At 68.2% G+C, this 23,591-nt stretch carries 20 protein-coding genes and 1 pseudogene; 6 read left to right on the forward strand and 15 right to left on the reverse strand.

All coding sequences use genetic code 11. The features are described from left to right. Positions 1 to 457 (forward strand): annotated as a pseudogene (locus tag AC07X5_RS07660) (hypothetical protein); the annotation flags it as partial. Positions 458 to 598: 141 nt separating this feature from the next. Here AC07X5_RS07660 and AC07X5_RS07665 read toward each other — a convergent pair. The 7 genes from AC07X5_RS07665 to AC07X5_RS07695 form a co-directional block, all read right to left on the reverse strand. Beyond that, positions 599 to 1,495 (reverse strand): carbohydrate kinase family protein, encoded by an 897-nt coding sequence (locus AC07X5_RS07665; RefSeq protein ID WP_494769643.1) that lies wholly within the window; start codon positions 1,493 to 1,495, stop codon positions 599 to 601. A 52-nt stretch (positions 1,496 to 1,547) separates the two neighbouring features. Further along, a complete protein-coding gene (locus AC07X5_RS07670; protein ID WP_494769644.1) occupies positions 1,548 to 3,311 on the reverse strand; it encodes a zinc-ribbon and DUF3426 domain-containing protein in 1,764 nt (587 codons plus the stop codon). A gap of 46 nt (positions 3,312 to 3,357) precedes the next feature. Continuing rightward, complete coding sequence (prmA, locus tag AC07X5_RS07675; RefSeq protein ID WP_409954758.1) at positions 3,358 to 4,257, reverse strand: 50S ribosomal protein L11 methyltransferase; 900 nt, start codon at positions 4,255 to 4,257, stop codon at positions 3,358 to 3,360. A gap of 82 nt (positions 4,258 to 4,339) precedes the next feature. Continuing rightward, positions 4,340 to 5,689 (reverse strand): acetyl-CoA carboxylase biotin carboxylase subunit, encoded by a 1,350-nt coding sequence (gene accC / locus AC07X5_RS07680; RefSeq protein ID WP_409954759.1) that lies wholly within the window; start codon positions 5,687 to 5,689, stop codon positions 4,340 to 4,342. A 116-nt stretch (positions 5,690 to 5,805) separates the two neighbouring features. After that, positions 5,806 to 6,258 carry an acetyl-CoA carboxylase biotin carboxyl carrier protein gene (gene accB, locus AC07X5_RS07685; RefSeq protein ID WP_494769645.1) on the reverse strand — a complete coding sequence of 151 codons (453 nt, stop codon included), beginning with the start codon at positions 6,256 to 6,258 and terminating at the stop codon, positions 5,806 to 5,808. Positions 6,259 to 6,405: 147 nt separating this feature from the next. After that, positions 6,406 to 6,987: a TlpA family protein disulfide reductase gene (locus AC07X5_RS07690; RefSeq protein WP_494769646.1), complete on the reverse strand. Its 582-nt coding sequence runs from the start codon at positions 6,985 to 6,987 to the stop codon at positions 6,406 to 6,408. Then, the gene (locus AC07X5_RS07695; RefSeq protein WP_494769647.1) at positions 6,984 to 7,589 is read right to left on the reverse strand and encodes a hypothetical protein; all 606 of its coding nucleotides are present in this window, start codon (positions 7,587 to 7,589) and stop codon (positions 6,984 to 6,986) included. Before AC07X5_RS07695 ends, AC07X5_RS07690 begins: the two co-directional genes overlap by 4 nt. Positions 7,590 to 7,770: 181 nt before the next feature. Here AC07X5_RS07695 and mpl point away from each other — a divergent pair, with 181 nt between their 5' ends. Further along, positions 7,771 to 9,189: a UDP-N-acetylmuramate:L-alanyl-gamma-D-glutamyl-meso-diaminopimelate ligase gene (gene mpl, locus AC07X5_RS07700; protein ID WP_494769648.1), complete on the forward strand. Its 1,419-nt coding sequence runs from the start codon at positions 7,771 to 7,773 to the stop codon at positions 9,187 to 9,189. Positions 9,190 to 9,356: 167 nt separating this feature from the next. Here the strand turns inward: mpl and AC07X5_RS07705 are convergent, their stop codons facing one another. The 7 genes from AC07X5_RS07705 to AC07X5_RS07735 all read right to left on the reverse strand — a co-directional run bounded on the left by AC07X5_RS07705 (position 9,357) and on the right by AC07X5_RS07735 (position 17,637). Next, positions 9,357 to 9,668 (reverse strand): hypothetical protein, encoded by a 312-nt coding sequence (locus AC07X5_RS07705; protein ID WP_409960122.1) that lies wholly within the window; start codon positions 9,666 to 9,668, stop codon positions 9,357 to 9,359. Between the two features lie 89 nt (positions 9,669 to 9,757). After that, on the reverse strand, positions 9,758 to 10,879 hold the full coding sequence (locus AC07X5_RS07710) for a 3-deoxy-7-phosphoheptulonate synthase (RefSeq protein WP_409960120.1): 1,122 nt from the start codon (positions 10,877 to 10,879) through the stop codon (positions 9,758 to 9,760). 297 nt (positions 10,880 to 11,176) lie between these two features. Next, entirely contained in the window at positions 11,177 to 11,713 is a 537-nt protein-coding gene (locus tag AC07X5_RS07715; RefSeq protein ID WP_409960118.1) for a hypothetical protein, read from the reverse strand. A gap of 317 nt (positions 11,714 to 12,030) precedes the next feature. Further along, entirely contained in the window at positions 12,031 to 13,515 is a 1,485-nt protein-coding gene (tldD, locus tag AC07X5_RS07720; protein ID WP_494769649.1) for a metalloprotease TldD, read from the reverse strand. 64 nt (positions 13,516 to 13,579) lie between these two features. Then, the gene (locus tag AC07X5_RS07725) at positions 13,580 to 13,915 is read right to left on the reverse strand and encodes a YegP family protein (protein WP_409960114.1); all 336 of its coding nucleotides are present in this window, start codon (positions 13,913 to 13,915) and stop codon (positions 13,580 to 13,582) included. Positions 13,916 to 14,046: 131 nt separating this feature from the next. Beyond that, positions 14,047 to 15,228 (reverse strand): rod shape-determining protein RodA, encoded by a 1,182-nt coding sequence (gene rodA / locus AC07X5_RS07730; protein ID WP_409960112.1) that lies wholly within the window; start codon positions 15,226 to 15,228, stop codon positions 14,047 to 14,049. Between the two features lie 48 nt (positions 15,229 to 15,276). Then, on the reverse strand, positions 15,277 to 17,637 hold the full coding sequence (locus AC07X5_RS07735; protein ID WP_494769650.1) for an HDOD domain-containing protein: 2,361 nt from the start codon (positions 17,635 to 17,637) through the stop codon (positions 15,277 to 15,279). A 125-nt stretch (positions 17,638 to 17,762) separates the two neighbouring features. Here AC07X5_RS07735 and AC07X5_RS07740 point away from each other — a divergent pair, with 125 nt between their 5' ends. Then, the gene (locus AC07X5_RS07740; protein ID WP_409960109.1) at positions 17,763 to 18,347 is read left to right on the forward strand and encodes a YqiA/YcfP family alpha/beta fold hydrolase; all 585 of its coding nucleotides are present in this window, start codon (positions 17,763 to 17,765) and stop codon (positions 18,345 to 18,347) included. On the opposite strand, the gene AC07X5_RS07745 is transcribed toward AC07X5_RS07740, so the two are convergent. Continuing rightward, positions 18,330 to 19,916, reverse strand: a complete 1,587-nt coding sequence (locus AC07X5_RS07745; RefSeq protein WP_494769651.1) for a Wzy polymerase domain-containing protein — start codon at positions 19,914 to 19,916, stop codon at positions 18,330 to 18,332. The two genes, AC07X5_RS07740 and AC07X5_RS07745, sit on opposite strands and share 18 nt — an antisense overlap. A gap of 183 nt (positions 19,917 to 20,099) precedes the next feature. Between AC07X5_RS07745 and AC07X5_RS07750 the strand changes: the two genes are divergently transcribed. Genes AC07X5_RS07750 through AC07X5_RS07760 form a run of 3 tightly spaced genes read left to right on the forward strand, consistent with a single transcriptional unit; the run spans position 20,100 to position 23,585 of the window. After that, complete coding sequence (locus tag AC07X5_RS07750; RefSeq protein WP_494769652.1) at positions 20,100 to 20,624, forward strand: pilin; 525 nt, start codon at positions 20,100 to 20,102, stop codon at positions 20,622 to 20,624. A 31-nt stretch (positions 20,625 to 20,655) separates the two neighbouring features. Further along, the gene (locus AC07X5_RS07755) at positions 20,656 to 22,728 is read left to right on the forward strand and encodes a ribonuclease catalytic domain-containing protein (protein ID WP_494769653.1); all 2,073 of its coding nucleotides are present in this window, start codon (positions 20,656 to 20,658) and stop codon (positions 22,726 to 22,728) included. Next, positions 22,725 to 23,585, forward strand: a complete 861-nt coding sequence (locus AC07X5_RS07760) for an energy transducer TonB (RefSeq protein ID WP_409960101.1) — start codon at positions 22,725 to 22,727, stop codon at positions 23,583 to 23,585. The genes AC07X5_RS07755 and AC07X5_RS07760 overlap by 4 nt, the downstream gene beginning before the upstream one ends. Positions 23,586 to 23,591 lie beyond the last annotated feature (6 nt).

Here is a 23,591-nt window from a genome sequence, read left to right on the forward strand (position 1 = left end):
GAAGGCAGCAGCACCAGCCAAGAAGGCCGCTCCCGCCAAGAAGGCAGCAGCACCAGCCAAGAAGGCCGCTCCCGCCAAGAAGGCAGCAGCACCAGCCAAGAAGGCCGCTCCCGCCAAAAAGGCAGCAGCACCAGCCAAGAAGGCCGCTCCTGCCAAGAAGGCAGCAGCACCAGCCAAGAAGGCCGCTCCCGCCAAGAAGGCAGCAGCACCAGCCAAGAAGGCTGCCGCTCCTGCCAAGAAGGCAGCTGCGCCCAGCAAGAAGGCTGCCGCTCCTGCCAAGAAGGCCGTAGCAGCGAAAAAGGCCGCGCCTGCGCCCGCCAAGAAGGCAGCCCCTGCCAAGAAAGCGGCCAAGGCCCCTGCCCCTGCGCCAGCTGCAGCAGCAGCCGCCGCGCCCGCAGCGCAGACCACGCTGAACCCTCAGGCAGCATGGCCTTTCCCTACGGGCACCAAGCCGTAAGACCTCTTACGTGCTTCACGCTCAACCCGGTGCTTCGGCACCGGGTTTTTTTATGCCCGGAGGACGGGTGCGGCGCCGCACTGCCCTCGTCCCATGGCCGCACCCACCGGGTCGCAATGTGCCTGGGTGCAAGGCCCTGGGTCAGGCCGGATCGAAGTCGAGCGTATAGCTCTGCGGGCCGCGCTGCGCGATCTTGAGCGCGCCCACACGGTTGCCCAGCTCGGCGCACTGAACCAGCGACCAGCCACGCTCCAGGCCGAACAGCAGCGCACCGCGCCAGGCATCGCCGCAACCGGTGGGGTCGACCACGGCAGCAGGCACCACGGCCGGCACCAGCGTCTTCTCGCCCTTCACCCACACCTCGCAGCCCTCGCCGCCCAGCGTCACCACCAGGCCGTCCACGCGCTGCGAGATCTCGGCCAGGCTCCAGCCCGTGCGCTCGCTGAGCATCTTGCCCTCGTAGTCGTTCACGGTGACCCAGGTGGCCTGTTCAATGAAGCGCGACAGTTCCTCGCCATTGAACATGGGCAGGCCCTGGCCCGGATCGAAGACGAAGGGCACGCCGGCCGCGACCAGTTGTGCCGCATGCTCGAGCATGGCATCGCGGCCATCGGGCGCGATGATCGCCAGGCGGATGCCTTCGCCGGATTCGATGCGGTTGGCATGGGCCTGCATCATGGCGCCGGGGTGGAAGGCTGTGATCTGGTTGTTGTCGCGGTCGGTCATGATCATGGCCTGCGCGGTGTGCACGTCCTGCACCTGGCCCACGAAGCGGCGGCTGATGCCCAGGTCGTCCATGCGCTGCAGGTAGTCCGCACCATCGCTGCCCACCATGGCCATGGGCACGGGCTCGCCGCCCAGCAGCTTGAGGCTGTAGGCGATGTTGCCGGCGCAGCCGCCAAAGTCGCGGCGCAGCGAGGGCACGAGAAAGGACACGTTGAGGATGTGCAGCTGCTCGGGCAGGATCTGCTCGGCAAAGCGGCCCTCGAAGGTCATGATGGTGTCGAATGCCAGGGAACCGCAGATAAGGGCAGCCATAGGTAGGAAGAAGGTAAAGGGTTGAGAAAGAAAAGACCCCGATCCGGCGGGATCAGGGATAGAAGGTCATCACCCGGTAGCCCGACACCCGCGAGGCCCCCGAGGTCACCACCACCGAGACCGAGGTGCTCCACTCGCCGCGCGCCGCCAGTTCGGCAGGCGCCGCAAGATCAGCGGGCAGCAATACGCGCCGCAGCACGGGCTGGTCCTGGGCATCGGTGAGCGTCAGCTCCACGGCCGGCATGGCCAGCGGTATCTCGGCACGGCTCTTGACGGTGAGGGCCAGCACATAGCCATCGCCACGGGCCTTGTTGAAGGACGAGCTGTCGATCACAAGGTCGGCAATCTGGCGCTGGGGCGCCAGCGTGCAACCCATGTAGGAGCACAGTTGCTGCAGCCAGGGGCGCGCGCGGCTGTCCATTGCGGCGATGCGGTTGCGCTCCTGCACGGCGACCTGCAAGGCCAGCACCCCGAGCAGAAGCACCAGCACCAGCAACAGCACGGTGCGCACCAGCGGCCGGCGCCAGAAGGCCTTGCGCCGTGCTGCCCGCACGAAGCTCACCTCCTCGGCATCGGCATGGCCGGCCGGCAGTTCGTCGTCTTCATCGGCATCCAGGGCCGCCGCTGCAGACCCGCGCACGCCACTGGCGCCATCGGGCCGGGCGAGCGCCGGTGCCGAGGCCGGAAACACCGGATCGGGCATCAGCTCGAAGTCTGCGTCAGGGGGAAAAGGCGTCACGGAATCGGAAAACCCGCTCACGGATGCGTTCGGGTCCACCGGCGTGCGCGGCGGCCCGGGCTCGGGCGCAGGCGCTGCGGCAACATGGCCGAACAGCGGCACACCATCATCGTGGTCGTCGTCATCCTCATCCGGCACCGGGGACTCGCGCCGCGCCGCAGGCGCAGTGGCCGGCAGGTCCAGGGGCGGATACGCATCCTCATCGCCAGTGCCCTCGCGCAGAGACATGATCTCCGTGTCCGGGCCATCATCGCCGTAGCCATCGCGATCGGCTGTGGGCAGGGAATCGGAAAAATCCGCCACCGGCAATTCGTAGCCTCCAGGCAGCGCGATGCCCTCGGACACCGGGTCCACCACGCCCTTGGGCAATGCCGGACTCGCCACCGGGGCCAAGTCGGCCAGCAGCGAGGCCGCCAGGCCCGGCAGCACACGGCTCTCCTCGCGCGGCGGCGGGGGCACGAAGGCGGTGACGGCGGCAGCAGCCGGCGACACGGCTGCGGCAGGTGGCGTCAGCGGCGCAACAGGCGCCACGGGGGCCAGCGGTGCAAGAGGGGCCAGGGGCGCCAACGGTGCCAGGGGTGGGGCGCGCCAGCCAAAGGTCTGCAAGGGCTCCAGGCTCAACTCGTCGGCAATGGGCGCCGCAGAGGGCGCACGCGTGGCCGACAGGAACGCAGGAACCGTGGGGGCGGGAATCTCGAACGAATCGCCAGCCCTGGCGCCAGGGCCCGCTGCCGGAGCCGCAGGCGCCGCGGGTGGAGACACGGCCGGCACAGGGGCTGGCACAGGCACAGGCGGCTGGTTCACGGCACGGCCCGCAGGCCGCGACGCAGACTCGTCGAACACACCCCAGGCGCCCCGCTCTTCGGCGGGCCGGGACACGACCACGGGCGGCGGACGCGTGTCGGTGAGGGACACGTCGGGCAGCATCGGCGGGGGCGGCGCGGCCACCAGGTACGCCGCCGCATCGAACACCTCCTTGCACTGGCCGCAGCGCACCCAGCCCTCGGAAATGCGCAGCTGGTCGGCGACCACCTTGAACTGGGTCGCGCAGGCCGGGCAGCGTGTGATCTGGCTCATCTGCGGTCGATTGTAGGGGGCGGCGCGTGCCGCCCGGTGTGCGGCTTCAGCGTGCAGCCGTCATGAGGATCCAGCCGTCCTCGGTGTCCGCCACTTCGAGCTTCACCCAGGGGGCATAGGCCTCCTTGAGCTCGTCGGCCTGGCGCTCCAGGATGCCGGCCAGCACCAGGTGGCCGCCGGGCGCCACGTGGTTGCACAGCAGGGGGGCCAGCACGCGCAGCGGCGTGGCCAGGATGTTGGCCAGCACGGTCTGGTACTGGCCCTGGGCCTTGTCGGGCAGGCCGGCGCGCAGTTGCACGCCATTGGCCTGGGCGTTCAGGGCCGTAGACTCCACGGCCGCCGTGTCGATGTCCACCGCATCGATGTCGGCGGCGCCGAACTTGGCGGCACCGATGGCCAGGATGCCCGAGCCGCAGCCGTAGTCGAGCACGCGGCCGAAGGCGGCGGCGCCTTCACCGCCTGCACCCTGGCGGGCGATCCAGCGCAGGCACATGCGCGTGGTCGGATGCGTGCCGGTACCAAAGGCCAGGCCCGGGTCCAGGCGGATGCTGCGCACGGCCTGGGCCGGCAGCTCGTGCCAGGTGGGCACGATCCAGAAGTCGGGCGTGATGTCCACCGGCGCGAACTGCGACTGCGTGAGCCGCACCCAGTCCTGCTCGGCCACCTCGGCCAGGCCCAGCACCTGGCAGCCCTCGAAGAAATCCTGCACCGACAGCAATTGCTGCGCCTCGGCCGCAGCCTCGCGCGTGGGGAACAAGGCCACGACACGGCTGCGCTGCCAGCCATCCTTGGGCGGCGGCATGCCGGGCTCGCCGAAAAGCGCCTGCTCGGCATCGGTCTGGGCGTCGGCGTCCTCGACCGAGACGCTCAGCGCGTCCAGCGCGTCCAGCGCGTCGCTGAGCGGCTCGATCCGGTCTTCGGGGCACATCAGAATCAGCTCGAACATGGGCGTACGCCTCTCAGAAAAAATGAAATGCCGGCCCCCGTCGCCAGGGGCCAGCATGTAGATCAACCTGCTAGGGAAGAGCTCAGCGCTTGTGGTGCGAGAGCCATTCTTCCAGGTAGTGGATGTTGGTGCCGCCGGCCATGAACTTGGCGTCCACCATGAGTTCACGGTGCAGCGGCACGTTGGTGTTGATGCCTTCGATCACGGTCTCCGACAGCGCGGTGCGCATGCGCGCCAGCGCCTGTTCGCGCGTATCGGCGTGCACGATGATCTTGCCGATCATCGAGTCGTAGTTCGGCGGCACGAAGTAGTTCGTGTAGGCATGCGAGTCCACGCGCACGCCGGGACCGCCCGGCGCGTGCCAGGTGGTGATGCGCCCGGGCGAGGGGGTGAACTTGTACGGATCTTCGGCATTCACGCGGCATTCGATGGCGTGGCCGCGGATCTCGATCTGGCGCTGGGTGAAGGGCAGCTTCTCGCCGGCCGCGACCATGATCTGCGTGCGCACGATGTCCACGCCGGTGATCCACTCGGTCACCGGATGCTCCACCTGCACGCGGGTGTTCATCTCGATGAAATAGAACTCACCGTTTTCGTACAGGAACTCGAAGGTGCCCGCACCGCGGTAGCCGATCTTCTTGCAGGCGGCGACGCAGCGCTCGCCGATCTTCTCGATCAGCTTGCGCGGGATGCCCGGGGCCGGCGCCTCTTCGATCACCTTCTGGTGGCGGCGCTGCATGGAGCAGTCGCGCTCGCCCAGGTAGACCGCGTTGCGGTGCTTGTCGGCCAGGATCTGGATCTCGATGTGGCGCGGGTTCTGGAGGAACTTCTCCATGTACACCGCAGGATTGCCGAAGGCCGCGCCGGCTTCGGCCTTGGTCATCTGCACGGCATTGACCAGGGCCGCCTCGGTGTGCACCACGCGCATGCCGCGGCCACCGCCGCCGCCAGCGGCCTTGATGATCACGGGGTAGCCAACGGCCTTGGCGATGCGGCGGATCTGCACCGGGTCATCGGGCAACTCGCCCTCGGAGCCAGGCACGCAGGGCACGCCCGCACGGATCATGGCCTGCTTGGCCGACACCTTGTCGCCCATGATGCGGATCGACTCAGGCGTGGGGCCGATGAACTGGAAGCCGCTCTTTTCCACGCGCTCGGCGAAGTCGGCGTTCTCGGACAGGAAGCCGTAGCCGGGGTGGATGGCCTCGGCATCGGTGACCTCAGCGGCCGAGATGATGGCCGGCATGTTGAGGTAGGACAGCGGCGAGGGCGCGGGGCCGATGCACACCGCCTCTTCGGCCAGCTTGACGTACTTGGCGTCGCGGTCGGCCTCGGAATACACCATCACGGCCTTCACGCCCAGCTCATGGCAGGCACGTTGAATTCTCAGGGCGATTTCGCCGCGGTTGGCAACAAGGATCTTTTTAAACATAGGCTGCCTCGCGGCTCATCGCCGGCACGCTGGCGCGTGCCAACGCAATTTGCTTCGCCTTGCCTGCGGCAAGACCGCCCCGGTCGGCAACAAGAATCTTCTTGAACATGCGAGCCTTATTCGATCACGAACAGCGGTTGTCCGTATTCCACGGCCTGGCCGTTCTCGCCCAGGATGCGGGTCACCGTGCCGGACTTGTCGGCCTCGATCTCGTTGAGGATCTTCATGGCTTCGATGATGCAGATGGTCTCGCCTTCCTTCACCTGGCTGCCGATCTCGACAAAAGGCTTGGCGCCGGGGCTGGACGAGCGGTAGAAGGTGCCGACCATGGGCGACTTGACCGTGTGGCCTGCGGGGGCCACGGGGGCCGGCGCGGGCAGCTCGGCGACCGGTGCGGCCGCCTGGGCGGGAGCGGGGGCCTGCTGCATGGGCGCTGGCACATACTGCTGGACCACGGCGCCGCCGCTCTTGACGATGCGGACCTTGCCCTCGGCCTCCGTGATTTCGAGTTCGGATACATTCGACTCGGACACGAGGTCGATGAGGGTCTTGAGTTTTCGCAGATCCATGAAAGCTCCAACGGCTAAAAACTGAACAGGGCGCGAATTTACTCCAATTTCGCCCTATTTCGGTCTTTGGACCACATTTTTGATGAACGCCGACCTGCGAGCCATCCGCACAAACGCAGGATATTGAAGCACCAAGCCTTGCCCCGCCTAGCGCAGGGCCGCCCACTGCTGCAGATCCTGCGCCGTGACCTGGCCCATTTTACGGTGCAGCACCCGCCCTGCCCCGCCCAGCACCACCGTAAAAGGCAGGCCGCCCGTGAGGTTTCCGAGCGAACGCCCAAGATCCGTGCCCTGCATCCCGGCCAGACCCACCGGAAATTCCAGGGGCAGCCTGGCGAGGAACTTGCGCACCGATGACGGCTGATCGATGGCCAGCGCCACCACCTGCCAGCCTTTGGGCGCATGTTCGCGGTAAAAGGCATTGAGCATGGGCAGCTCTTCCACGCAGGGCGCGCACCAGGTCGCCCAGAAATTGATGAGCAGCGGCTTGCCGGCAAAGCGCTGCAGCGGCAAGGCGGCTCCATCGGGCGTTTCGAACTCCATCGCCCACAGGGCTTTTTCGGCCCCGTCCTCCACGGCGTGGGGCTGGAACTTCCACCACGCCACCCCCGCCCCGCCCACGGCGGCCGCACCGGCCACGCCCGCATACAGCCAGCGGCGGCGGGCGGGATTGGCAGGGCTGGCGTCCATTGGCGTGGCAGGCGAAGTGTCGGGAATGGGGTGGGTCATGGAGCACGGGTTTCGGAGTCTTGGAGCAGATGGCGTACGGCCGTGATGTCCCCACGGGGCGAGCGCCCCTTGGCATCGGGCCGCAGCGCGCCACGCAGGTCATCGAGGTCATGGATCAGCAGGTGGACTCCGATGATCTCGTTCAGTTCAGGCGACTTGCTGCCCAGGCTCAGGGCTTCGACCGATTCGCCGTGGAAACCGGGAACCGTGCGCGGCTCGTAGTCCACATGGTGGTCGATGAGGGCAATTTCTGCGGATTTGGAATCATCGCAGAACAACTGCAGGTAAATGTCCGACAGGCGCGTGGCCGTGCCATGCCACACTGCCCCAGCCAGATGGGGGCGAAAGGCCGCCATGCGCTCCATCCAGACCAGGGCCAGCTGGCGCAGGGCGCGCAGCTCGCGCGGCTGGGTGTCGGCACAGAACAGGGCGATGTACTCGCGCACCGCGTCCTCGACCTGGTCGTTGCCAGGCAGGGCCGTGCGGGCGGGCAGGCCCATTTCGCGCAGCGCACGGCGCTTGGCGGGGCCCCACTCCATCCCTTCCTCGACGACGATGCGGGCGGTGGTATTGGCGATTTCGGCACTCAGAGGTGTGTTCATGGCACAAACCAGGCAGTGGAGGCTCCATTGTGGCGCGAACGCGCCTTCGGGGTGCTGCGCATGCCCCCACAACCCTGCAGCCTACCGTGCCATGGCACCTTATAGCTATCGATTGCATAGCACTTCAGGCTCAGGGCCGCTGCTGCGGGGCCCTGGGGATTGAAACGTAGAATCCTCGCCCATGCATATACACATCCTGGGCATCTGCGGCACCTTCATGGGCGGCCTGGCAGCCCTGGCCCGCGAGGCGGGCCACCGGGTCACCGGCTGCGACGCCGGTGTCTACCCGCCCATGAGCGACCAGTTGCGCGCCCTGGGCATCGAGCTGATCGAGGGTTACGGCACCGACCAGCTGGACCTCCAACCCGATGTGTTCGTGGTCGGCAACGTGGTCAGCCGCGTCCGGCTGGCCGACGGGAGCCCCAAATACCCGCTGATGGAAGCCATCCTGGATGCAGGGGCCCCCTACACCAGCGGCCCCCAGTGGCTGGCCGAGCAGGTGCTGCAGGGCCGCCATGTGCTGGCCGTGGCCGGCACGCACGGCAAGACCACGACCACCTCGATGCTCGCCTGGATCCTGGAAAGCGCAGGCCAGCAGCCCGGTTTCCTGATCGGCGGCGTGCCGCTGAACTTCGGCCTCTCGGCGCGCCTGGGTGCGGCCGCACGCCCGCATGCGGGCGATGGCCCCCTGGGCGCCAGCCCGTTGTTCGTGATCGAAGCCGATGAATACGACACCGCCTTCTTCGACAAGCGCAGCAAGTTCGTGCACTACCGCCCGCGCACGGCGGTGCTGAACAACCTGGAGTTCGACCACGCGGACATCTTCGACGACCTGGGCGCCATCGAGCGCCAGTTCCACCACCTGGTGCGCACCGTGCCGCCCTCGGGCCGCGTGGTGGTCAACGGGCTGGAAGAAAGCCTGGCGCGCGTGCTGCACGCGGGCTGCTGGAGCAGCGTGAGCAGCTTCGGCACGGCCGTGGGCGATTTTTCTGCCGTGGGCGAGCCCCAGGCGTTCGACGTGGTGCAGCAAGGCCGCACCGTCGCGCGCGTGGAGTGGGCACTGACCGGTGTGCACAACCAGCTCAACGCGCTGGCGGCCATCGCCGCCGCCCACCACGTGGGCGTGGCGCCCGAGCAGGCGGCGCGGGCGCTGGGTGCCTTCCAGAACGTCAAGCGCCGCATGGAACTGCGCGGCACAGTGAACGGCATCGCGGTGTACGACGATTTTGCGCACCACCCGACGGCGCTGCGCACCACGCTCGACGGCCTGCGCCGCACCCTGCCTGCGGGCGCGCGCATCCTCGCGGTGTTCGAGCCACGCAGCAACACCATGAAGCTTGGCGCGATGAAAAGCCAGCTCCCCTGGGCGCTGGAATCGGCCGACCTGGCGTTTTGCCACACGGCCGGGCTGGACTGGGATGCGGCCGAAGCGCTGGCGCCCCTGGGCGTGGGCCCGGGCCAGCGCGCGCAGACCGCCCCCGACATCGACATCCTGGTGGCCCAGGTCAGCGCCGCGGCGCGCCCCGGCGACCACATCGTGTGCATGAGCAACGGCGGCTTCGGCGGCGTGCATGCGCGCCTGCTGCAGGCGCTGCGGTAGCCCCGCCGCCTCTACCTCAGTTTTCCGAAAGCTACCAACCTGAGATACCGACGCTGCCCACGCCAGTGCCCCCGCGCAAGGGCCGCCCCCGCGGTTTAGCAGCGCTTCACTTGCGTGCGCTGGGGGCGTTCCCCTCAAGGGGATGGCGCGAAGCGACTCGGGGGAGCCTAAAACGTCACAGCCATCGCAGGCACGTCGACCCGCACCACGGGCCGCGCCAGCGCTGCACTGGCGGCGCGCGCGAAATCGCGCGACCACTGCACATCGCCCATCAGCGGGCTGCCGGCAGCCTGGGCCACGACGAGCACCTTGTCGGCCAGCAGCACCTTGCCGCTGGCGCGCAAGGGCTCGCAGTCCAGGCGGGTGAACTGTTCGTCGAGCCAGCGCCGCCCTTCCTCATGGGCCATGGGCTCTGCGTTCGCGAGATCGAAGCGGAATTCCTGGTTGCCCGCCAGACGGACGGAGACTTCGCTGTGCATGGGGTGCCTTTCTTTTTCTGCAGACTGCAAGCCCCCGGCGACCGCCAGAGGCCATGCCAGGAGCTTACACTCAGCAGCGGAGGGTGCCGTCAGCGCGAACGACGGGCCTGCACGGCGGCCGACAGGTCGGCCAGCGACTGCAGCGAATCGTCCCAGCCCAGGCAGGCATCGGTGATGCTCAGGCCATAGGCCAGCGCGGCCGCATCGTCCTTGCCGGGCGTGAACTTCTGGGCGCCGGCCGTGAGGTGGCTTTCGATCATCAGGCCGAAGACGCTGCGCGAGCCGCCGGCGATCTGCCCGGCCACGTCGCGTGCCACGTCCATCTGCTTTTGGTGCTGCTTGCTGCTGTTGGCATGGCTGCAGTCCACCATCAGCGTGGCGGGCAGCTTGGCGGCTTCCAGGTCCTTGCAGGCCGCAGCCACGCTCTCGGCGTCGTAGTTGGGGGCCTTGCCGCCGCGCAGGATGACGTGGCAGTCCTTGTTGCCGTTGGTGTTGACGATGGCAACTTGGCCGTTCTTGTGCACCGACAGGAAGTGGTGGCCGCGGCTCGCGGACTGGATGGCGTCGGTGGCGATGCGGATGTTGCCGTCCGTGCCGTTCTTGAAGCCGATGGGGGCCGACAGGCCCGAGGCCAGCTCCCGGTGCACCTGGCTTTCGGTGGTGCGCGCACCGATGGCGCCCCAGGAGATCAGGTCGCCGATGTACTGGGGCGAGATCACGTCCAGGAACTCGCTGCCCGCCGGCATGCCCAGGCGGTTGATGTCGATCAGCAACTGGCGCGCGATGCGCAGGCCCTCGTCGATGCGGTAGGTCTCGTCCAGGTAGGGATCGTTGATCAGGCCCTTCCAGCCCACGGTGGTGCGGGGCTTCTCGAAGTACACGCGCATCACGATCTCCAGCGTGTCCTTGTACTGCTCGCGTGCCACCTTGAGGCGGCGGGCGTATTCAAGCGCCGCCACGGGGTCATGGATGGAGCAGGGGCCGATGATGACCAGCAGGCGGTCGTCCTCGCCGGCCATGATGTTGTGGATGTTCCTGCGGGTCTGGGTGATCAGCGATTCCACCGGCGTGCCGCTGATGGGGAAAAAGCGGATCAGGTGTTCGGGAGGGGGCAACACGGTGATGTCCTTGATACGTTCGTCGTCGGTCTGGCTGGTCTTCTCGACGCTGCGGTACCAGGCATCGCTGGTGGGGTTGGCATGGGCCGTCATGTTGTCTTCCTCGTGGCTGCAAAGTGGATGGAATGGAAAAAGGGGAGGGCAGAAAAACAAAAACCGCCGGGCTTTGCAGCGTCGGCGGTTGGTATGGTGAGGTTGTGTGTGCTTGCGCGTTCGCCTCTCATCCGCCGGGGACTGAGATAAAAAACCAAAAATAAAACGCGCTGCGAACTTGCATGACAATCAATGTAGCACAGTCTTGCCGCATTGCAACAACCCCCTCGCGTTGCGCAGACGCAACGCCATGGCGGCTTGCAAGGCAATGCTGGGCGACCAAGGAGCCGAGAAAAATCAGCCGCGTAAGCGCCGCAACCAGGCAGCCGCGCGCTGCAATGCCGAGCGCGGGGGCGGTGGCTCGCTGGGCAGCTCGCTCACCGGTTCGCTCTGGTGCTCGTACATGTCGACCAGCAGCAAGGCCTCGCCCAGAGTGCGCCAGGCGAGCAGCTCGAACTGGTCGAAGCAGGCACTCTCGCGCGTGCTGCGCTGCTCCAGCGCCTGCTGCCAGGCGCCGATGGCATTGCGCAGTTCGCGCAGGGCGCGCTGGTAGGCACCGAATTCATAGAGCGCATGCCAGGCCGATCCCAGGCCGGTGAGGAACAGTTGGTGCTCGCGCGCGCAGTGCGACAGGCCCACCACCCGGCGCATGATGGCGGCCGCATCGGTGCTGGTGCGGCGCGTGCGCACCGCCTCGTCGATGTGGTTGGACAGGCCGCTCAGGCTATCGCGCAACTGGCGCGAATCCTCGTCGGCCACACTTTCGCGCAGGAAGCGGCTGATGTCGCCGAACGACTGGAGTGTGTGCTGCAGACTGGGACGCGTGGCAGGCATGAAGGGCATTGTGCGCCGCCCAGACCCTGTGCGGCTACGGGCAAGCCCCAGGCATGCCAATTGGCGGGTGAAGACCGGCCAATTGCGGACAATGGATGGCGGGGGTGGTGCAGCCACGCAACAATTGGCGAGGCGGCCGTAAGACCTGCGGGGCCTCGCCTTCGCTTGCGCCAGGCATCGTTCAAAGCCTCTGAACCGGCGCGGCCAAGGCCAGTGCCCCCGCGCAAGGGCCGCCCCGCCGCGCTGGGGGCGTCCCCCTCCCGACTCGCGCAGCGAGTCGAGAGAGGGGTGAAGGCGCGAAGCGCCTCAGGGGGTGCTTAAGCTGTCCCGCCGACCGTCAAGCCCTCGATGCGCAGCGTGGGCTGGCCCACTCCCACGGGCACGCTCTGGCCTTCCTTGCCGCAGGTGCCCACGCCGCTGTCGAGGCGCATGTCGTTGCCGATCAGGGTCACCTTCTTGAGCGATTCGGGGCCGCTGCCGATGATGGTGGCGCCCTTCACGGGATACTGGATCTTGCCGTTCTCGACCCAGTAGGCCTCGCTGGCCGAGAACACGAACTTGCCCGAGGTGATGTCCACCTGGCCGCCGCCGAAATTCGAGGCGTACAGCCCCTTCTTGATGCTGGCGATGATCTCCTGTGGATCCTTGTCGCCACCCAGCATGTAGGTATTGGTCATGCGCGGCATGGGGATGTGGGCATAGCTCTCGCGCCGGCCGTTGCCAGTGGGGGCCACGCCCATCAGGCGGGCGTTCATCGAGTCCTGGATGTAGCCCTTCAGGATACCGTCCTCGATCAGCACATTGCGCTGGCTGGCATTGCCCTCGTCATCCACGTTGAGCGATCCGCGGCGGTCGGCGATGGTGCCGTCGTCCAGCACCGTGACGCCCTTGGCCGCTACGCGCTGGCCCACCCGGCCGCTGAAGGCGCTCGAGCCCTTGCGGTTGAAATCCCCTTCGAGCCCGTGGCCGATGGCTTCGTGCAGCAGGATGCCGGGCCAGCCCGAACCCAGCACCACCGTCATCTCGCCCGCGGGCGCGGGGCGCGAATCGAGGTTGACCAGGGCCGCATTCACGGCCTCGTCCACGTACTTGCCCATCTGCTCGTCGTCGAAGTACGCCAGCCCGAAGCGGCCGCCGCCACCGGCGGAGCCCATTTCGCGGCGACCGTTCTGCTCGGCGATCACCGTGACCGACAGGCGCACCAGCGGGCGCACATCGGCCGCCAGCGTGCCATCGGCGCGCGCCACCAGCACCACGTCGTATTCGCTGGCCAGGCCGGCCATGACCTGGGCTACGCGCGGGTCCTTGGCGCGGGCGCGCTTTTCCAGGCGTTCGAGCAAGGCCACCTTGGCCGTGCTGTCCAGCGAGGCGATCGGGTCCACGCCGGGGTAGAGGCTGCGGCTGGTGGCGATCTTCTGGCCGGGGACCTTCACGCGGCCGCCCTGGGCGGCCGCACCGATGGAGCGCACGGTGCGCGCGGCATCGAGCAGCGAGGCTTCGGAAATATCGTCGGAGTAGGCGAATGCAGTCTTCTCACCGCTCACGGCCCGCACGCCCACGCCCTGGTCGATGCTGAAGGAGCCGGTCTTGACGATGCCCTCCTCCAGGCTCCAGCCCTCGCTGCGCGTGTACTGGAAGTACAGGTCCGCATCGTCCACCTGGTGCGTGCGGATCTCGGCCAGCGCCCGGGCCAGGTGGCTTTCATCCAGACCAAAGGGTGCCAGAAGCAGTTGCCGGGCAACGTCGATGCGCTGGGTGGTGGAGGCACGCTGCGGCGCGGCGGTAGAGGAACTGAAGGTCATGCAGGCATTTTAGGCGCGCATGCAGGCCCCGTCCGGCACAGGGACAACAGGGCCCCGGCGCAGTTCAGGCGCTCTGGTCGTCGGCCACGGCACCGGGTGCATGGGCCTTGACCGATTCGATCCCCGCTTCGCGCGCTTTTTCACCCGAGTAGCGCTGGCTCTGGCCGATGACCTGCCCATTGCCGGCCTTGAGGGTGAAGTAGGGAGAACCGTCCTTGGCGCAGAGCCGGCCGTAGCGGCCATCGTCGGCCGCATTCTTGCGCACGGATTCAATGCCGTTCAGAGCGCTGGCGCGGGATTCGTACAACTCGCTCGTGAGGATCACCTGGCCGTTGGAGGCCAGCAGGTTGAAGACGAACTTGTCGTTCCTGGACTTCTTGAGTTCGAACTTGGACGCCATGGAAGCACCTCCCTAGGGTTGTCTACGAACCTGTTCACGATCTCGCAGGTGATCGCAAACAGGTTCTAAAGCCGGTAGTTCGGCATTTGTAACCCCAAGCGCGCGCCCTGACAATGGCGCCAATCCCTCGCTCAGCTGGCCTGCATGGCCGGCGGTGCGTCCTTGGGATCCGTGCGCTGGGCACGCGCCACCGACATCAGGATCCCCAGGGCCAGGCCCAGCGTGACCATGGCCGTGCCGCCATAGCTGATGAAAGGCAGCGGCACGCCCACCACGGGCAGGATGCCGCTGACCATGCCCATGTTCACGAAGGCATAGGTGAAGAAGATCATGGACACGGCGCCGGCCATCAGGCGGCCGAACAGGCTGGTCGCGCCCACGGCAATGGCCAGGCCGCGCCAGACCAGCAGCAGGAAGCAGGTGATCAGAAACAGGTTGCCTGCCAGGCCGAACTCCTCGGAAAACGCCGCGAAGATGAAGTCGGTGGTGCGCTCGGGAATGAACTCCAGGTGCGTCTGGGTGCCCGCCATGAAACCCTTGCCGAACACGCCGCCCGAGCCGATGGCGATCATGCCCTGGATGATGTGGAAGCCCTTGCCCAGCGGGTCGCGCGTGGGGTCCAGCAGGGTGCAGATGCGCTGCTGCTGGTAGTCGTGCAGCACCGGCCAGCGCACGCCATCGGCGCACCAGGGGTCGCCCATGACCACCAGGATGCCAATGCCGATGCCGCCGATCAGCACCGGCGGCAGCACCAGCTTCCAGGGCAGGCCGGCAAAGAAGATCACCGACAGCCCTGCGGCCAGCACCAGCAGCGAGGTACCCAGGTCGGGCTGCTTCATGATCAGGCCCACCGGGATCGCCAGCAGCAGCCCGGCGGCAGCGAAATCGAGCGGGCGCAGCGTGCCCTCACGCTTCTGGAACCACCAGGCCAGCATCAGCGGCATGGCGATCTTGAGGATTTCGCTGGGCTGGATGACGATGCCCAGGTTCACCCAGCGCTGCGCCCCCTTCTTGGTGATGCCGAACAGCGCCACCGCGATCAGCAACGCCACCCCCGCAGCGTACAGCGGCACAGCAAACGCCATGATCTTCTGCGGCGGCACCTGGGCCACCACGAACAGGATGGCGCAGGCAATCAGCATGTTGCGCCCATGGTCCATGAAGCGGGTACCGTGGTCAAAGCCCGAGGAATACATGGCCAGCAACCCCGCGCTGGCAAGCAGCAGGATGATCAGCACCAGCGGCAGATCGAACCCGCGGAACAGGGGGAGGAAGCGCTGGGCAACGGAGGGCTTGTCAAAAACGGCGGCCATCCCCCGATTATCGGGTGCCGGCTGGCCCGCTGCCCCGCAAAAGGCGCGTCAACCCGCCTGGCGGAAGGCCATCACGGCCTGGTTGCGCAGGGTGCGCAAGAGCCCCAGGGCCTTGTCGTCCACCACGATGCCGCCCGCCGACGACTGGTCGGCATAGATCAGCGCGAAGGTCTGGCCCTTGATTTGCAGCGGCAGCAGCAGAAAGGACGGGGCGTCGAGCCCCGCGCGGTACCACTCGGGCAGGCGCGCCTTGATGCGCGGGTCGGTGGCGTCGTTGATCAGCGTGTCCGCGCCGCGCAGGCACACGGCGGCGAACAGATCGCCCGGCACCTTGAGCGGCACCCGCATCGCGCGCACGGCGGCCTCGCTGCCCTCGCCCAGGCCAAAGCGCCCGACCAGCACCTCGGTACGGGCGTCGCGCAGGCAGAACACCATGCGCCGAAAACCCAGCGCGCGGAACATGGTCTCCAGGATCATGCGCAGCACGTCGTTGAGCGCAAAGGTGTCCACCATGGCGTTGGTCACGTCCTGCACGCCGGCGGACAGCAGCTCGTTGACCTGGGCCACCGACACCGCCCCGCCCGCCTGCGAAGCCAGCACCGCAGGCAGGGGAGGCACCTCGCCGGCCCCGAGCTCATGGGGGGCCAGGGCATCGTCCAGCAGGGCCGCGCCGTCCTCGGCCGACGGCGGCAACTGGAGCAGGCGGGCGGCGGGCGTGCCGGGCGGCACGCGCAACTCCAGGGTTTCCGCCAGCGACACCAGCTTGCGGCGCCCGCGCAGCGTGGCCTCGGCAATGGCGGCCGGCGCCAGGGCCAGGGTGCGGCTGTAGCGGGTGCCCACGCCCCGCAGGCGCTCTTCGAGCCGTGCCGGCTCGCCGTGCAGCAGGATGTCGGCCACCTCGTTGGCCGCCAGCGCCACCCAGCGCAGGCGCTCCACGCCCTGCTCCGCAGGGCGCTGCATGGGGGATCCCAGGGGCTTGCGCATGCAGCGCTGCAGGCTGTCGGGCAGGCCCCAGACGCGGGCCACCCCGGTGCCCAGGTCCTCGAAGCCCAGGCCCAGCACCTGCATGGCGGCGGCTTCCTCCCCGCCCTCGAGCCGGCCACCGGCCACCAGCTTGCGCACCTGCTCGGCCTCTTCGGGGAAATAAAAGCTGCACAGCATGCGCCCCAGGTTCTGGAACATGGCACCGATGAAGGCCTCCTCGGCCCCCTGCCCGGGCCCGCACAGCTCGGCCGCCACCGAACCGGCCATCATGGAGCGCAGGAACTCCTCGCGCATCTGCTCGGCATGGGCCTTGTCCTGCATGTGGTCCAGCAGCACCAGGCTCATGGCCATGTTGCGCACGGCATTGAAGCCAACCAGGCTGACCGCGCGCGAGACCGTGCTGATGGTGCCGCGCCCTGCATGGGCGTAGTGCACGCTGTTGACCAGGCGCAGCAGCTTGTGGGTGAGCGCCACGTCCTTGAGGATCTCGTGCGTGAGGTCGCTGATGCTGTCGTCCTCGGAATGCGCCACGCGCTGGATCCGGGTCACCGAGTCGGACAGGGCCGGGAAATCGCTCTTGTGGCGCATGCGCCGCAGCAGGAAATCCAGTGTGGCGTTGCTGGCAGCGGTCGGCGCGCTCACCGGCGCAGCCCAGGCGCGCAGGGCATCGCGCAACCCGCCCGCGCCCGCGAAGGGGTCCGCTCCGTCATGGCCCAGGGCGCGCTGCAGCAGGGTGCGCAGGCCTTCGTCCAGGGCCTCGGCCAGCACGGCGGGCAGGCTGCGCCCCGCCGCCGCAGCCCCCACCCAGGGGCTGCCGGTGAACAGATGCACCAGCACCTGGGCGGCCGATCGCACATCGCCATCGGCGCTGGCCGAATCCTCCTCCCCGGGAACGAAGGCCGGCGCATGCCAGCCCAGGCCCAGCAGCCGGGCGTGGCGCTGCGGGTCCATGGCGACATGGTCCAGGTCCACCCGGCCGTGCACCAGGCCCACCGCATGCACCGCCTCCAGCGCATCGAGCAGATCCACCACCAGCGCCACGGCATCGTGCGGCGTGCAGCGGCCCTGGCGGGCCAGGTGCTCGGCCAGCGTGGGGCCATGCATCTGCTCGTGCGCGATGCTGGGCTGGCGCGCCAGGACATCGGCCGCCAGCACGGGGGCGACGAAGGCATGGTGAAGCTGGGTGGCCCGTTCGGCAGCTTCGAGCCAGCGCTCCAGTGCCGCCGTCGCCTGCGGCGGTGCCACCGCCCACTGCCGGATCGTGACCGGGCGCTGGCCGCGCCGGTCCAGCGCGCGCCACTGGGTGAACTGCCCGTTGGCCACCAGCACCTGCTGCAGCTCGAACCGCCCCTGGGGCGCAGGCACCCGGTCCCCGACCACCCAGGCGGAGCGGCGGGCGGGGGAAAGCGGCGCAGAATCGGTCATGGCGGGGCGGCTCGGGGGCAGGCGTGGTGCCGCATGCTGCGGCATACACTTTGCAACATCTTATGCCTGTACAAGGCCTGTCAAGGCAGTGATTCCCCTGCCCCCATGCCTGTTGCGCCTTTTCCATGAACCGCACCACCCACCTTCTGTACCTGCACGGTTTCCGCTCCTCCCCCCAGTCGGCCAAGGCGCGGCAGACGGCTGCCCATGTGGCGGCGCAGCACCCCGGCGTGCATTTCTGGTGCCCGCAGTTGCCGCCTTCGCCCCGCCACGCCATGGCCCTGGTGGCAGGGACGGTGGCGCACTGGCCCCGGGCATCGAGCGCGGTGATCGGTTCCTCGCTGGGCGGCTTCTATGCCAGCTGGGTGGCGCAGCAGCTCTCCTGCCCCAGCGTGATGCTCAACCCCGCGGTGGATCCCGCACGCGACCTGGCGCGCTACATCGGCGAGCAGACCAGTTGGCACGAGCCGGCCGAGCGCTTTTTCTTTCTGCCCGAGTACATCGGCGAACTGCAGGCGCTGGACGTGCGCGGCCAGCCCCCGGCGGGGCCCGAGCTGGCCATCATCGCCAAGGGCGACGAGGTGCTGGACTGGCGCGAAATGGTGGCACGCTACCCGGCCGCCCAGCAGGAGGTGCTGGAAGGCGGCGACCATGCGCTGACCGGCTTCGAGGCGCACCTGCCCCGGGTGGCCTCATTCCTGCGTCTTTGATGATGCCGGTGCCCGCGGGGCCGGCGGCGCCTTCTTGTTCAGCCAGCGCGCATGGTCCTTGGGGTAGGCGATGCGGTAGCGCAGCAGGTGGTAGGCGGCTTCATCGTCCCGGCCGAGCATGACCGCGCTGTCGATGCGCCGCTCGATCACACGGGGTTCGGGCGAGTAGTGCAGCAGTTGGCCGGACAGATCGAACACCTGCTGCGCCGTGGCCGGGGTGAGTGCGATGGAGGGCAGGAGGGCGAAGTCCACCTGGTCCTCGAACAGCAGGGAAGGCGCCGTCGTGGCCGGCGCCATGTCACGGTAGGCCGGATCGCGCTTGTCGGGCACCTTGTAGAGCTGGCTGATGCGGTGGTAGTCGTGTGCCACCCAGGCCAGGAACACGGTGCCCGCCACCAGCGCGACACCTGTGGCCGCCAGCAGCATCGCGGAGGGAGGGCGTGGCATCCTGCGGCGCGGCCACAGCAGCGCCACCGCCCCCAGGGCCGCCAGCTGGAACGGCCCGTACCAGAGCGGAAATTCCAGCATGCTGTGCGCGCCGATCAGCGCCAGCACGCCCCAGGCCAGCTGGCGCACGGGGTCGGTCTCGCGCCAGGGGCGCGCCTGCAGCGTGAACCACAGCGCCGCACCACACAGCAGCACGGCGGCCGGCAGGCCCAGCTCCACGGCCAGGTGCAGGGGCAGGTTGTGGGCGTTGTCCAGCAGCACGCAGAAGCGCTCACCGGGGAACAAGGTGGTGTAGTGCGCGTAATCGAGTTCGTTCCAGCCCCAGCCGGTCCAGGGTTTCTGCGCGATCAGGGTGAGCACGTTGGACCAGAGCACGCGGCGGCTGGTGCATTGGTGGGAGTCGCCGGAGAAGCGGTTGAACAGCCCCTCGGCCTGCACGCCGCTGAATCCGTGCAGTGCCAGCGGCAGCAGCCAGGCCGCCGCGATGTAGAGCACCACTCCGCCCAGCGCCACCCCGAGCGCCATGCGCCCCAGGGAGCGGCGCCACCACAGCAGCAGCACCACGATGACCAGCCACTGCACGGCACCCGTGCGCGAAGACGTGGCGGCGCTGGCCAGGGCCAGCACGGTCAGGGCCATGCCGAAGGCCAGGCCCGCCAGGCTCTCGGGCACGCGCGGGTGCCGAGCGCCGCCGGCCCCACGGGCCTGCCATTGCGCCACCGACCAGGCCAGCACCCAGGCCCCCAGCGCCACCAGCGTGGCCTGCTGGTTGCGCTGGCGCAGGTTGCCCACCGCCTGGCCGGGGGTGGAGGCATGGATCCAGGGCGCCAGGCCCACATCGCCGCCGAAATACTGCACCAGGCAGACCACGCTCCCCACGACCGCAGCCAGCAGCAGGCCCAGCGCCAGCCAGGTCGCCGCCGTGGTGCCGCCATCGCACAGCTCCGGGTGGCGGCGCGAGCGCAGCGCGCGCAGCCATGCCAGCGCCGCCAGCAGCGTGATGCACGACCACGAGGTCAGCAGCGGCCAGACATTGGTGGACGGGGGGCTGGTGACGGAGAACAGGAAGGGCAGGGCCACTGCCAGCAAAGTCAGCGGTGCGGCAATGGCAGCGATCGGCATCGGGGAGGCGGGCGGGGGCGGATTGCGCGATGAAGAAGAATGAAACCGCGAATCATAGAGCCCCGCACCGTGGCGCGCCGGCCACGCGCGGGGCGCCGCCCCGGGGGCCGGGGCGCCAGCCCTTATATTCAGCCCCATCGATGCCTCCTGCAGCACCCGCCCTCACCGGCGTGCACCACCGACATGATCCACCCGCAGCGCACAGCCCTTTTGCCCCGCCTTCGCGCACAGGGCTTCACGATGATCGAGATGATGATGGTCCTGGTGGTCATCGCCGTGCTGGCCTTGATCGCCCTGCCCTCTTACCAGGACCGGGTGCTGCGCACCCAGGTCAAGGAGGGCCAGGCCATGGTGGAGTTCGTCAAGCAGGCCGTGGCCGTGCACTACGCGCTCAAGAAGACCCTGCCCGCCGACAATGCCGCCGCCGGCCTGCCGCCCGAGGACCGCATCGTCAGCACCAACGTGGCCAAGGTCACCGTGACCGGCGGGGCGGTGAACATCGTCTACGGCAACAAGGCCAACAAGGCCATCGCGGGCAAAGTCCTGACCCTGCGGCCGGCCATCGTGCCGGATTTCCCCCAGGTGCCCATTGCCTGGGTCTGCGGCAAGGCCAAGGTACCAGACAAGATGATCGCCCAGGGAACGGATGCCACCAGCATCCCGGTGATGGCCACCCCCCTGGACTGCATGGGCCCGGTGAAATCCTGAAGGGCTGGCGCCCCATGGGAGAATGCCGCCCATGCATGCATTGTTTGAAGAAGCCGGCAAGTTCATGGCCGGCCGTATCCTGTCGGAAGCCGAGAGTTCGGCCCAGATCGAGCTCGATTCGGGCAAGCGGGTCAAGGTCAAGGCCGCCAACGTCCTCCTGAAGTTCGAAAAACCCGCCCCGGCCGAGCTGGTGGCCCAGGCTCAGGCCGTGGCCCAGACCATCGAGCTGGACCTGGCCTGGGAATTCGCGCCCGAGGAGGATTTCGGCTTTGCCGACCTGGCGCGCGACTATTTCTCGGAGAACGCCACGCTGGTCCAGCAGGCCGGCGCGCTGTTCCGCCTGTACGAAGCGCCGCACTACTTCCGCCGCGCGGGCAAGGGCCGCTTCAAGAAGGCCCCGGCCGAGATCCTGCAGCAGGCGCTGGCCGCCATCGAAAAGAAAAAGGCCGTGCTGGCCCAGATCGACGAGTGGGCCGCGGCCCTGGCCCGGGGCGAGTGCCCCCAGCCCATCCGCGACCAGCTCTACAAGATACTGTTCAAGCCCGACAAGAACGCGCCCGAGTACAAGGCCGTGGTCGACGCCAGCCGCGCCACGCACACCGCCCCGCTGGACCTGTTGCAGAAGGCCGGCGCCATCGACTCGGCCTACCAGTTCCACTGGAAGCGTTTCCTGTTCGAGAACTTCCCCAAGGGCACGGGCTTTCCCAACCTGACCGCGCCCCAGCCGCCGGACGACCTGCCCCTGGCCAACGTGCAGGCCTATTCCATCGACGATTCGCAGACCACGGAAATCGACGATGCGCTGTCGGTCCAGGGCCTGGGCACCGGCACGGTGGTGCTGGGCATCCACATCGCCGCGCCCGGCCTGGCCGTGCAGCCGGGCAGCACCATCGACCAGGTGGGCCGCGCGCGCCTGTCCACGGTGTACATGCCGGGCTACAAGATCACCATGCTGCCCGACGAGGTGGTGCAGATCTACACGCTGGACGAAGGCCGCGCAAACCCGGCCGTGTCGCTGTACGTGACGATCAATGAAGGCACTCTGGAGATCCTGTCCACCGAAACCCGCCTGGAGCGCGTGCCGGTGGCCGCCAACCTGCGCCACGATCAGCTCGACCACATCGTGACCGAGGCCTGGCTGACCGATCCCACCGTGCAGGTGGATGGCACGCCCGCGGAACTGGCCGTGCGGCGCGGCGAGCTGTCCTTTTTGTTCCGCCTGGCGCAAAGCCTCAAGGCACAGCGCGAGGTGGTGCGCGGCAAGCCCGAGAACTTCAACCGGCCGGACTACAACTTCCGCCTGGTGGGCAACGACCGGGGCGAACCCAATGGCTCGGAGCAGGTGCAGATCACCACGCGCCGCCGCGGCGCGCCGCTGGACCTGATCGTGGCCGAAGCCGCCATCGTGGCCAACAGCACCTGGGGCGCCTGGATGGCCGAGCTGGGGGTGCCCGGCATCTACCGCAGCCAGGCCAGCATGGCCCCGGGCGTGAAGGTGCGCATGGGCACCAAGGCGCTGCCGCATGCCGGCATCGGGGTCAAATGCTATTCGTGGGCGACCTCGCCGCTGCGCCGCTACACCGACCTGGTGAACCAGTGGCAGATCATCGCCTGCGCGCGCCATGGCAAGACCGCAGCCCTGGCCGCACCGTTCAAGCCCAAGGATGCGGACCTGTTCTCCATCATCAGCAGCTTCGATGGGGCCTACAGCGCCTACAACGGCTACCAGGCCGGCATGGAGCGCTTCTGGACGCTGAAGTACGTGCAGCAGCACGGGCTGACCGAGCTGACCGCCACCGTCTTCAAGGAAGGCCCGGGCGGCAGCTTCCTGGTGCGGGCAGACGACCTTCCGCTGGTGTTCCCGGTGCTCGGCGCCCAGAACCTGCCGCGCGGCGCGCGCCTGCGCGTCAAGCTCGGCGAGATCGATGAGATCACGCTGGACATCCATGGCACGGTGCTGGAACGCCTGGACAGCGACGAAGCCGAGGCCGGTGCCGACGAGGCGGCGGAGGAGGACGAGGACACCGTGGCCGGCCCGATTGCCATCGCGGTGGACGTGAATGAAGCCGACGCACCCGCCAGCGCTGATAATCTGACGCCGTGAAACTGCCTGCCTTCCTCCGCACCTTCAGCACGCTGCAGCTTGCGCTCGGCATCTCGATTGCCGTGCATGCGGCGCTCATCACCGTGCGCTTCATCGACCCGGAGGGCTTCAACCGCGTGTTCCAGGACACGCCGCTGGAAGTCATCCTGGTCAATGCCAAGTCCAACGAGCGGCCCGAGAAGGCACAGGCCATCGCCCAGTCCAACCTGGCGGGCGGCGGCGATGCGGAGAAGGGCCGGGCGACGAGCCCCCTGCCCTACTCGGCGCTGACCGCCATGGGCGACGATTTCGAGGAAGCCCAGCGCAGGATGGATGCGATGCAGGAGCAGCAAACCCAGTTGCTCACGCAGCTGCGCAAGCAGCTGGCCACCATGCCCCCGCCCGACCCGCGCAAACCCAGCCAAAGTGCCGAACAGTCGGCGCAGGACGAGAAGCGCCGCCAGTTGGTCAAGCTGCTGGCCGAGATCGAAAAGCGCATCAACGAAGAGAACTCGCGCCCCAAAAAGCGCTACATCAGCCCCGCCACGCGCGAAGAGGCCTATGCGATCTACTACGATGCGCTGCGCCGCAAGGTCGAGGACAAGGGCACCGAGAACTTCCCCGAGCAGGCCGGCCGCAAGCTCTATGGCGAGCTGACCATGATCGTCACCGTCAACCACGACGGCCGCGTGCTCGAGACCGAGGTCGTGCAGGGGTCGGGCAACGCCACGCTGGACCGCCGCGCCGAGGCCATTGCCCGGGCCGCCGGACCGTTTGGCGCCTTCAGTCAGGAAATGCGCGCCAAGGCCGACCAGATCGCCATGGTGGCGCGCTTTCGCTTCACCCGCGACCAGACCCTGGAAACCACCGTCCGCTAGCGCGGC

Source organism: Acidovorax sp. GW458-11-26-14-TSB4, assembly GCF_059423865.1.

Bases quoted from the DNA above. Each gene is read 5' to 3' on its own strand.
- AC07X5_RS07665 (WP_494769643.1), bottom strand. From the start codon at position 1,495: ATGGCTGCCCTTATCTGCGGTTCCCTGGCATTCGACACCATCATGACC.
- AC07X5_RS07670 (WP_494769644.1), bottom strand. From the start codon at position 3,311: ATGAGCCAGATCACACGCTGCCCGGCCTGCGCGACCCAGTTCAAGGTG.
- prmA (WP_409954758.1), bottom strand. From the start codon at position 4,257: ATGTTCGAGCTGATTCTGATGTGCCCCGAAGACCGGATCGAGCCGCTC.
- accC (WP_409954759.1), bottom strand. From the start codon at position 5,689: ATGTTTAAAAAGATCCTTGTTGCCAACCGCGGCGAAATCGCCCTGAGA.
- accB (WP_494769645.1), bottom strand. From the start codon at position 6,258: ATGGATCTGCGAAAACTCAAGACCCTCATCGACCTCGTGTCCGAGTCG.
- AC07X5_RS07690 (WP_494769646.1), bottom strand. From the start codon at position 6,987: ATGACCCACCCCATTCCCGACACTTCGCCTGCCACGCCAATGGACGCC.
- AC07X5_RS07695 (WP_494769647.1), bottom strand. From the start codon at position 7,589: ATGAACACACCTCTGAGTGCCGAAATCGCCAATACCACCGCCCGCATC.
- mpl (WP_494769648.1), top strand. From the start codon at position 7,771: ATGCATATACACATCCTGGGCATCTGCGGCACCTTCATGGGCGGCCTG.
- AC07X5_RS07705 (WP_409960122.1), bottom strand. From the start codon at position 9,668: ATGCACAGCGAAGTCTCCGTCCGTCTGGCGGGCAACCAGGAATTCCGC.
- AC07X5_RS07710 (WP_409960120.1), bottom strand. From the start codon at position 10,879: ATGACGGCCCATGCCAACCCCACCAGCGATGCCTGGTACCGCAGCGTC.
- AC07X5_RS07715 (WP_409960118.1), bottom strand. From the start codon at position 11,713: ATGCCTGCCACGCGTCCCAGTCTGCAGCACACACTCCAGTCGTTCGGC.
- tldD (WP_494769649.1), bottom strand. From the start codon at position 13,515: ATGACCTTCAGTTCCTCTACCGCCGCGCCGCAGCGTGCCTCCACCACC.
- AC07X5_RS07725 (WP_409960114.1), bottom strand. From the start codon at position 13,915: ATGGCGTCCAAGTTCGAACTCAAGAAGTCCAGGAACGACAAGTTCGTC.
- rodA (WP_409960112.1), bottom strand. From the start codon at position 15,228: ATGGCCGCCGTTTTTGACAAGCCCTCCGTTGCCCAGCGCTTCCTCCCC.
- AC07X5_RS07735 (WP_494769650.1), bottom strand. From the start codon at position 17,637: ATGACCGATTCTGCGCCGCTTTCCCCCGCCCGCCGCTCCGCCTGGGTG.
- AC07X5_RS07740 (WP_409960109.1), top strand. From the start codon at position 17,763: ATGAACCGCACCACCCACCTTCTGTACCTGCACGGTTTCCGCTCCTCC.
- AC07X5_RS07745 (WP_494769651.1), bottom strand. From the start codon at position 19,916: ATGCCGATCGCTGCCATTGCCGCACCGCTGACTTTGCTGGCAGTGGCC.
- AC07X5_RS07750 (WP_494769652.1), top strand. From the start codon at position 20,100: ATGATCCACCCGCAGCGCACAGCCCTTTTGCCCCGCCTTCGCGCACAG.
- AC07X5_RS07755 (WP_494769653.1), top strand. From the start codon at position 20,656: ATGCATGCATTGTTTGAAGAAGCCGGCAAGTTCATGGCCGGCCGTATC.